At 70.7% G+C, this 9,581-nt stretch carries 4 protein-coding genes; all 4 read right to left on the reverse strand.

Annotated features, from left to right (window positions below; all coding sequences use genetic code 11):
- A partial coding sequence (locus tag ACZ6CL_RS42475) for an amino acid adenylation domain-containing protein (protein WP_468946831.1) occupies positions 1 to 3,080 on the reverse strand: 3,080 nt, incomplete at its 3' end.
- A gap of 17 nt (positions 3,081 to 3,097) precedes the next feature.
- A complete protein-coding gene (locus ACZ6CL_RS42480; protein ID WP_468946832.1) occupies positions 3,098 to 4,408 on the reverse strand; it encodes an MFS transporter in 1,311 nt (436 codons plus the stop codon).
- Positions 4,405 to 5,361 (reverse strand): ornithine carbamoyltransferase, encoded by a 957-nt coding sequence (locus tag ACZ6CL_RS42485; RefSeq protein WP_468946834.1) that lies wholly within the window; start codon positions 5,359 to 5,361, stop codon positions 4,405 to 4,407. Before ACZ6CL_RS42485 ends, ACZ6CL_RS42480 begins: the two co-directional genes overlap by 4 nt.
- 2 nt (positions 5,362 to 5,363) lie before the next feature.
- Positions 5,364 to 9,581, reverse strand: a 4,218-nt coding sequence (locus tag ACZ6CL_RS42490) for a non-ribosomal peptide synthetase (RefSeq protein WP_468946836.1), incomplete at its 5' end; no start/stop codon positions are given.

Here is a 9,581-nt window from a genome sequence, read left to right on the forward strand (position 1 = left end):
CGCGCCTCAGCCACCGACCGCGGCCCCACAAACTCCCGCTCCCCCACCAACGCCACCCGGTCCGGAACCGGCAACGCCGCACGATCCACCTTCCCGTTAGCCGTCAACGGAATCGACTCCAACACCACGAACCCCGCCGGCACCATGTACTCGGGGAGCCGGGCGGCGCAGTGGGCCGCCAGGTCCCGCTCGGGCAGCGCGGTGCCGGAGCGGAGCACGGCGTACGCGGTCAGGCGCTGGTCACCTGAGGGAGTCGCGTCGGCGACCACCACCGCCTCACGCACTCCCGGGTGCTCGGCCAGTACCGCGCCGACCTCGCCCGGCTCGATCCGGTAGCCGCGGACCTTCACCTGGTCGTCGGCCCGGCCGAGGAACTGGAGCCGTCCGTCGGGGAGTCTCCGCGCGAGGTCGCCACTGCGGTAGAGCCGTCCGCCGGGCGGGCCGAAGGGGTCCGGTACGAACCGCTCCGCCGTCAGCGCGGGCCGGTGGAGATAGCCGCGCGCCAGTCCGGCGCCTCCGACGTAGATCTCTCCTCGCGCTCCGACCGGTACCGGCAGGCCGTCAGCGCCCAGCAGATGGATGGTGAGATCGTCCAGGGGCGTGCCGATGGGGTTGCCCGCCACCGGGCTCAGGTCCGCCTCCGTGATCCGGTGGCAGGTCGCGTGGACGGTGGTCTCGGTGATGCCGTACATGTTCACCAGGCGCGGACGCTCCAGACCCATCCGGCGGGTCCAGGGCGCGAGCGCGGGGACGTCCAGCCGCTCACCCGCGAAGATCACAGTGCGCAGGGGCAGCTGGTCGAGCCGCCCGTCGGACACTTCGGAGGCGGCGACCAGGCCGCGGAAGGCCGAGGGGGTCTGGCTGAGGACGGTGACCCGGTGCTCGGCGAGGAAGTCGATGAACTCCTCCGGCGAGCGGGTGGTCTCCCGCCCGGCCACCACCAGGCGTCCCCCGTGGAGCAGGGCGCCCCACATCTCGAACACGGAGACGTCGAAGGCGTAGGAGTGGGACATCGACCAGACGTCGGTCTCGTCGAAGGCCAGGGACCGGCGGGCGGCAGCCAGCAGGCGGCGGACATTGGAGTGGGTGAGGGCGACTCCCTTGGGCTGTCCGGTCGATCCCGACGTATAGATCACATAGATGAGGTTGTCCGGGCCGCTCACCGACCGCGGGTTCGTCGCGGGAAGCGTGTCGAGGGTGTCCCGTTCCTCGTCCAGGACCACCAGCCCGGCCGAGGTGTTCCGCGCCAGCCGCGGTGCGACGGCCGACTCGGTCACGACCACCCGGACCGCCGCCTCCCCCGCGACGCGAGCCAGCCGCTGGTCCGGAACGGAGGGGTCGAGCGGAACGTAGGCCCCGCCGGCCTTCATCACCCCCAGCAGGGCGGGAAGGATTTCGCTGTCGCGCTTCAGGCTGACGCCGACCAGGGTCTCGGGCCCTACGCCCATCGCGCGCAAGCGGTGCGCGATGCGGTTGGCGCGTGCGTTGAGGTCGGCGAACGTCAGTTCGATGCCAGAAGCGACCACGGCCACCGCGTCCGGGGTACGGGCGGCCTGCTCCTCGAAGATGTGGTGCACGCACCGGCCGCCGTCCGGGGCCTCGCCCGTGCCGGGCGGCGCCGCGGTGAGCGCGGCGCGCTCCTCGTCGCCGAGGAGCGCCAGACGGGACAGGGACACCCCGGGGACGGCCACCGCGTGGCCGAGGAGCCGGGAGTAGTACCGCACCAGGTGTTCGGCGGTGGCCCGGTCGAAGAGCGAGGTGGCGTACTCCAGCCGCGCGGTCAGCGCGCCGTCCGCCGCTTCTTCCACCATCAGCCCGAGGTCGTACCTGGCCTGCGGCGCCGGGGTTTCCACCGCTTCCATCCGCACACCGGGCAGCTGGTAGTCGGTGATCGGCTCGTCGCGCATCATGAACATCACCTGGAACAGCGGCGACCGCGACAGATCCCGGTCCGGATCCAGCTCCGCGACCAGCAGCGGGAACGGTATCTGGTGGTCAAAGGCGTCCAGCACGGTCTGCCGGGCACCGTCGAGCAGAGCGCCGAAGGACGGGTCGCCACTCCATCTGCCGCGCAGGACCAGGCTGTTGATCCCGTATCCGATGAGCCGCTGCAGCTCGGGCCGGGTGCGGTCCGACACCACCGTCCCGACCGGGATGTCCCGGCCACCGGTGTAGCGGCCGAGGAGGGCCTGGAAGGCGGCCAGGAGCACGACGAACGGGGTGGTGTCGTGCTCCCGTGCCAGTGTCCGGACGCCGTCGGCGACGTCCCCCGGCAGCGCCAGGACCACCGAGGCGCCGCCGGGATCGCGTACCGGCGGGCGCTGCCGGTCGGCCGGAAGGTCCAGGATGGGCAGGTCCGCCAGCTGGTTCTGCCAGTAGGCCACCTGCCGTCGCGTGGCGGAACCCCTGACGCGCTGCTGCTCCCAGGCCGCGTAGTCCGCGTACTGCACCGGCAACGGCGCCAGTTCCACCGGCTCGTCCTGTACGCAGGCGCGGTAGAGGGCCCCCATCTCGTCCGCGAACAACCGGGTCGACCAGGCATCGCAGGCGATGTGGTGGGCGACGAGGATCAGGACGTGGTCATCCGGGGCGCAGCGCAGGAGCCGTCCGCGGATGGGCCAGTCCCGCTCCAGGTTCATGGGCGCCGAGGCATCGCGCCTGAACTGCCGGACCACCTCCTCCTCTCGCGCCGGGGCCGAAAGCCCCGACAGGTCCTCCAGCGGAAGGTCCACGGGCCCGTCGGGATGGATCACCTGTACGGGGCGGTCGCCCTCCATTCGGTAGCGCGTCCTCAGGACCTCATGCCGGGAGAGCACCTGCGCCCAGGCGCGCAGCAGCGCGTCGACGCGCAGGGTGCCGCGCATGCGCAGCCCCATCGGCACCAGGTACTCGGGGCTGTCCGGCGCGAACTGGTTCAGGAACCACATCTGCTGCTGTCCGGAAGACAGCTCCAGCGGCCCGGACCGGTCCACGCGGTGGATTCCGGCGCCGTGGCCCTTCCGCGAGCCGGCCAGCCGGCGCTGAAGGATCCGCGCACGCACCTCGTCACGCTGCGACATGTTCTGATCTGTGTCGGCCATCTCATCCCCATCGCAGGCTAGGTTGTGGTCCCTGATGTGTCCTGTGCGGTGTCGTCCGGCCCGGGTCTCTCCGGAGGCAGGAGCGGGGCGTCATTGGCGCTCCTGATGGCGGGGCTCAGGGCCGCCAGGAGCGCGATGACGAGCATGGCCGCGCCCACTCCGAGGAGGGTGCCGCGCGGCCCGAAGGCATCGAGCAGAAAGCCCGCGGCCATCGCTCCGATGGAGTTGGCGCCCGAGGAGACGAGCATGGCGACACTGGTGACGCGGCCCTGCATTCCGTCCGGGGTGATCCGCACCTGATAGACACTCGCCGAGACGTTCATCGCGGCGCCGACGAAGGTGATGCCCGCCAGCAGCCCGCCGAGCGCGAAGAGATTGGCGGTGAGCGCCAGTTGCGGCGTCAGCAGGGCCCACAGGCTGAAAGCGCCGATCACGATGATGGTCGGTGTCAACCGCCTGTTCAGGACGGACGCGACGAGGGCTCCGCAGACTCCGCCGATCCCGGAGACCGTGCCGATCACACCGATGGCGGCCGGTGATCCGCCGTCCTCCTTGATCGTCACCACCACCGCCAGGTTGACCACCTGGAACAGCAGGTTGCTTCCGGCGACCAGGAAGACGGCCGTACGGAGCAGCCGCTGCCCCCTCAGCCAGGCGATCCCCTCGGCCAGCTCGGCGCGCAGCCGCTTTCTCGGGCCGGGTGGCACGCTCCGGAAGTCACTCTTGATGAGGAGCAGTCCCACCAGGGACAGCACGTGTCCGATGGCCGTCGCGAGGAAAGGCCCCCAGCGCAACCAGACGAAGAGAGAGCTTCCGGCGGGCTGGCCGATGAGTCCGGCGGCCTGGCCGCGGGCCTCGTTCTGCGACAGCGCGGCCGACAGGTGCCCCGGATGCACCACGTTGCGCACGGCGGCCCGCTCCGCGAGCCGGTAGACGATCGCCGCGCCGCTCTCGATGAACGCGACCGCCATCACATGGGCCAGCCACAACCGGCCGAAGGCGAGGGCCACGACGAGACTCACCATGGCCAGACAGCCGAGCACATCGCAGGCGATCATCACTCGGCGCCGGTCGTAGCGGTCCACGAGCAGACCGGCCGGCAACTGGACGACCAGCATGGGCAGCAGCGATGCGAAACCCACGAGTCCCGCGCCGACCGTCGAGCCGAAGTACCACACGGTCAGCAAGGGATACGTGACCGTGCTCATCCGGTAGCCGAGCATGGACAGCCCCGCGCCGGTCCACAACAGAAGGAAGTCGCGGTTCTTGCGCAGGGGTGCCGAGGGGCTCCTGTCGTTCTCCGAGGCGGATTCCTCGACCAGGGTCATGCAGACGGCCCGGAGGCGTCGACGGCGCTCGTCCGGCACCACTCCAGCACCGCCATGGCGCTGTGCATCTTGGTTTCCGCCTGTTCGAACGCGATGCTCGCCGGTCCGTCCAGGACCTCGGCGGTGACCTCCTCGCCCCGGTGGGCGGGTAAGTCGTGCATGAAGACCGCCTCGGGGCTGTCCTTCCAGAGTTCCCGGGTCACCCGGAAGGGGGCGAAGATCCGCTGCCAGTCGGCGTCCGGCTTGCTGGTGCCGGTGGTACGCCACCGAGTGGTGTAGATGACGTCGTAGCCGCCCCGCAGCCCGTCCATGTCGTGGCGCTCGTCCAGCGTCGCGGAACACCGGTCGGCGTGCCGGGCCGCGGATCGCGCGATGTCCTCCGCGAGTCCGTAGCCCGGCGGCGTCCTCAGGTCCAGCTCCGTGCCGGGGTACCGGGCCAGTGCGAGGGCCAGGGCCCCGGCCGTGTTGTTGCCCTCGCCGACGTAGAGCACCCGCAGCCCCTCGATGCTCCCGAACCGGCGCTGCAGGGTGGTCAGGTCGGTGAGGGCCTGGGTCGGATGCTCGGCAGCGCTCATGGCGTTCACCACGGACATGCGGTTGTCCGCCGCCCAGCCGCGCAGTTCCGCCGTGTCGCCGCCTGTCCTGGCCACGACCACGTCCAGCATCCCGGAGAAGACCCTGCCGGTGTCCCCGGCGGTCTCGCCCGTGTTGGTCTGCAGGTCGTGCGGACCGTAGGCGATGATCTGCGCCCCGAGCCGCAACGCGCCCGAGGAGAAGGCCGTCCGGGTGCGGGTGGACGTGATGCGGAAGTAGATGCCCACGACGTCGCCGGTCAGCGGGGCCGGGCGCGGGGCCTCGCCCGCCGCGTGGCGCACGCCAGCGTCGACCACCGCACGCACTTCCCCGTCCGTCAGATCGTCGAGCGAGATCAGGCTCCTGATGCGGCGTTCCATGCCTACTTCCTCCAGTCGACGGTACCGAGGGCACGCACCACACGTTCTCCGCCCGCTCCGTTGGTCAGCACGACCCAGCCGGTCCCGGAGTGAAGTCCGACCAGGCTCAGCCCCTGGTATCCCACGGGCTGCCCACCGTGGCCGAAGCGCTGTTCCCCGTCCGTACCGTCGACCACGGTCCCCAGACCGTACGAACTGTCCGCGTGCGGCGTCAGCATGTGCCGGGCGCCTTCCTGGGACAGCAGGGCCAGCGGTCTGCCGAACCAGGAACGCCGTACTTCCAGCGCCAGCTTGGCCATGTCGACGGCGGTGGTCCACAGCCCGGCCGCGGCCATGTCCGGGCGGATCAGCCAGCCGCCGTCCAGCGGGGCGCCGTCCTCGTCGTGGCCGAGGGCGACCCGCCGTCCGGAGGTGTCCGGGAAGGTCTGGTCGAAGCTGCTGTCTGCCATGCCCAGCGGCTCCAGCACCAGGGTGCGCATCAGCTCGGCGAACGGCTCACCGGTGGCATCGGACATCACCTGCTGCAGCACGGTGTAGTTCACGTTGGCCTTGCGGAACACCGTGCCCGGTGTGTGTTCCCGTCTCACCGGCGGATTGGCCGCCGGCTCACGCCCGTTCAGCATGTCGAGTGCGGAAGGCACCGAGGGGGGCCGGTAGCCCTTGCCCTGGTGTGAGGAGAGACCGGAGAAGTGGCCGAGCAGATGGCGCAGGGTGACCGGCCGGGCCGACGCCCCGCCCGGCACCCGCCACGTCGTGAGATAGCGGTTGACGTCCTCGTCGAGGCTGAGGACCCCGGAGTCCACCAGACGCAGCGCGCCGAAGGCGGTGACATGCTTGCTCATCGAACCCGCCTGGAACAGTGTCCGCGGGGTGACCAGGTCGGCTCCGCCGTCGGCCACGACCCCGAAGGCCTCGGCGGCCAGCAGTTCACCGCCGCCGACCATCGCCACGCTCACGCCCGGTACCCGGCCCTCCTTCATCGCGGCCGTCAGGTCGGGTATCGACGCGTCCGGCTGACTGGCCCCCGCCGCCGTCTTTGTCGCCACCTTCGTCGCGGCCTTCGTCGCGGCCTTCGTCGCGGCTTCCGCTTCCGCTGCGGCCTCCGCGTCGAGCGCGGCCGCCAGCGCGCCGAGGGTCTCGTGCTGGTACACCATGAACAGCGTGAGCGGCAGTCCCGCCTGGCGGGCCCGGGCGACCACTTGGATCACCAGGATCGAATGCCCGCCCAGGTCGAAGAAGCTGTCCTCGACCCCGGTCCGCTCCCTGCCGAGTACGTCGGACCAGATGTCCGCGAGCACCCGTTCCGTGGCCGTGTCCGGCGCCACGTACGCGCTCTCGGAGGGCGACGCCAGTTCCGGGGCGGGCAGCGCCCCACGGTCCACCTTGCCGTTGGCGTTGAGCGGTATGCCGTCCAGCCATACGAACGCGGAGGGCACCATGTAGGCAGGCAGATCGGCCGCGCAGTGCTCCCGCAACTCCGCGTCCGGAAGCCCGTCGTTCCCCTCCCCGGCAACGACGTACGCGACCAGCCGCACATCCCCGGGGGAGGGTTCGTCCGCCACGACGAAGGCCTCCCGGATCCGCGGGTGGGCCGCCAGCACCGCACGGATCTCCCCGGGCTCGATCCGGTAGCCACGGATCTTGACCTGGTCGTCGATCCGGCCGAGGAAGTCGACGGCTCCACCGGGCAGTGCCCGCACCCGGTCGCCGGTCCGGTACAGGCGGCCCCCCGACGGGTCGTACGGGTCCGGCACGAACCGCCCGGCCGTCAGCCCTGGGTTCCCCGCGTAGCCACGCGCGACCCCCGCCCCACCGACGTACAGCTCACCGGGTACGCCCGTGGGCACCGGCTCCATCCACTCGTCCAGCACATGCATCGTCATGTTCGGCAGCGGTCGCCCGATGGGCACCACGTCGGTCAGCAGCTCCCCGGCGACGGGGTGGATGGAGGTGCCGACCGATGCCTCCGTCGGCCCGTACTCATTGATCACGTCCACGGACGGAGCCAGCTCCCGCCACGCGTCGACCACGCGCCGGGTGAGCGGCTCACCGGCCACCACCAGCACCTTGGCCAGCGTGCTCGCCTGCGCCGCCGACAGCTGACCGGTCAGTATCTCCAGATGCGCCGGAGTCAGCTTGATGAAGCTGAACGGACCGGCGGCCGACAGCAGACTGCCCAGCTCGCCCAAGTCCAGCGCGGCGGGAAGCAGACGCACCGGCTGACCGACGAGCAACGGCGCCCACAGGTTCGGCACGACGAGGTCGAACGCCACCGACGAGAACACCGGCGCGCCTCCCGTGCCCCGGGACGCCAGCTCGTCCGCCGCCCAGCGCACATGGTTCACCAGGCCACTGTGCGGTACCTGCACGCCCTTGGGCCGTCCGGTCGATCCGGAGGTGTAGATGACGTACGCCAGGTTGCGGGGGTCCGCCGCGCGGGGCAGCGGAGCGGACGCGGGCCTGCCGGTGAGGGCGTCCCTCTCGCGGTCCAGGACCACGAGTCCGCCGCCGAAGAAGCCCTGGAGCCGGTCCACGTAGCCGGAGCCGGCCAGCACGGTTTCCGCGCCGGAGTCCGCGAGCATGTACGCCACCCGCGCGTCCGGATACGAGGAATCGATCGGGAGGTACGCCGCGCCCGCCTTCCAGATCGCGAGCAGGGACACGATCAGGTCGGTGTCCCGGTCCAGCAGCACACCGACGACGGATTCCTCTCCCGCGCCGAGGTGGCGCAGGTGGTGCGCCAGCCTATTGGCCTGCGCGTCCAGCTCCGCGTACGACATCCGCCCACTGGCGCCGCTCACCGCCGTCGCGTCAGGTGTCCGTGCCACCTGCTCTTCGAACAGCTCGTACACGGTCGAGGCGGGCGCCTGGTGTCCGGATCGCGCGGGGCCGGGCACGCTCCCGGCCATGAGCCGCCGGTGTTCCTCGCGCGGCAGCCGGGCCCGGGTCGCGTCACCGTCACGGTCCGCGGCCATCGCCTCCAGTACGGCGCGGAAGACCTCGGCCATGCGGGCGGCGTTGGTCCTGCTCACCGCGTGGGTGTTGGTCCGCAGGCTCAGATGGCCGGGACCCGTGGCGACGGAGAAGGGGAACTCGTTGGTGCTGTACCCGTAGCTCTCCGCCGGGTCGATCGAACCGCTCTTGTCGATCGGTTCGAAGTCCTGGTAGCTGAAGTACACGTCGAGCAGCCGCTGTCCGTCCGCCAGGTCGCGCTGGATGGCCTGCATGGGGTAGTGCCGGTGCGGCCATGCCTCGACCTCGCGGTCGAAGACCTGACGTACCAGCTCCCGCCAGGTGCGGGCCGAGCGGTCGAAGGGGAACGGCAGGGTGTTCAGATGCATTCCGTGCACCCGCTCCGCGCCGACGGCCTCCAGCCGGACATGGGTCGTCAGGCCGACGTAGAAGGCGGGGCTGTCGCTGAACATGCTCATCGACTTGACGAACGCGGCCAGCAGGACGCTCTTGATCGGCACCGCGGCCGCTGTCGCGAGCGCCCGCAGGTCCGCTTCGAGATCGGCGAAGTGGACGCGGAGGCTGTAGGTCTCGTACGGCACGTCCGGTCCGCTGCCCCATCCGGCGGGAAGCTCGAACCTCTCGCGCGGGCCCACGACGCCGTTCCAGAACGCCCTGGCGTCCGCCGAGTCCAGAGCGTTCAGCTCCGCGGCGAGCACATCGGCGAACCGGACCTGCGGCGCCTCGGACGGCTCCGGGGTACCGCCGTCGCGATAGGTCTCGTACATGTCCAGCAGTTCGCCGAGCAGTGCGTGAAAGCTCCAGCCCTCCAGGATGACGTGGGACTGGGCGATGGTGAATTGCGCGCTGCCGTCGGCACACCGGTGCACGGTGATCCGCATCATCGGCGCGCTGTCGTGAGCGCACAGGCTTTCGCTTTCGGCCTGAACGAAGTCACGGAGGAACTGGGACTGTTGGTCCTCACTCATCGGATCGAGCTGCGACACCTGGACGGGAAGCCGCACTTCGGCGTGGACCAGCTGCATGGGCACCGAGTACGTCTCGAGGTCCACCGACGTACGAAGCGCTTCGTGCCGGGCGACCAGTGTGTCGACCGCGCGCTGGAGCGCTTCGGTGGAGAAGGGGCGGCTGTCCCGGACTCTGACGGAGTTCACCAGGTGGTACTTGTGAGGACCGTCGCTGGAGAGCATTTCCACCAGCATGCCGGTCTGGTTCTGGGTGAGCGGGTAGGCGTCGGTGACACCCTC

This window comes from Streptomyces sp. NPDC041200 (assembly GCF_055591805.1).

Bases quoted from the DNA above. Each gene is read 5' to 3' on its own strand.
- ACZ6CL_RS42485 (WP_468946834.1), bottom strand. From the start codon at position 5,361: ATGGAACGCCGCATCAGGAGCCTGATCTCGCTCGACGATCTGACGGAC.
- ACZ6CL_RS42480 (WP_468946832.1), bottom strand. From the start codon at position 4,408: ATGACCCTGGTCGAGGAATCCGCCTCGGAGAACGACAGGAGCCCCTCG.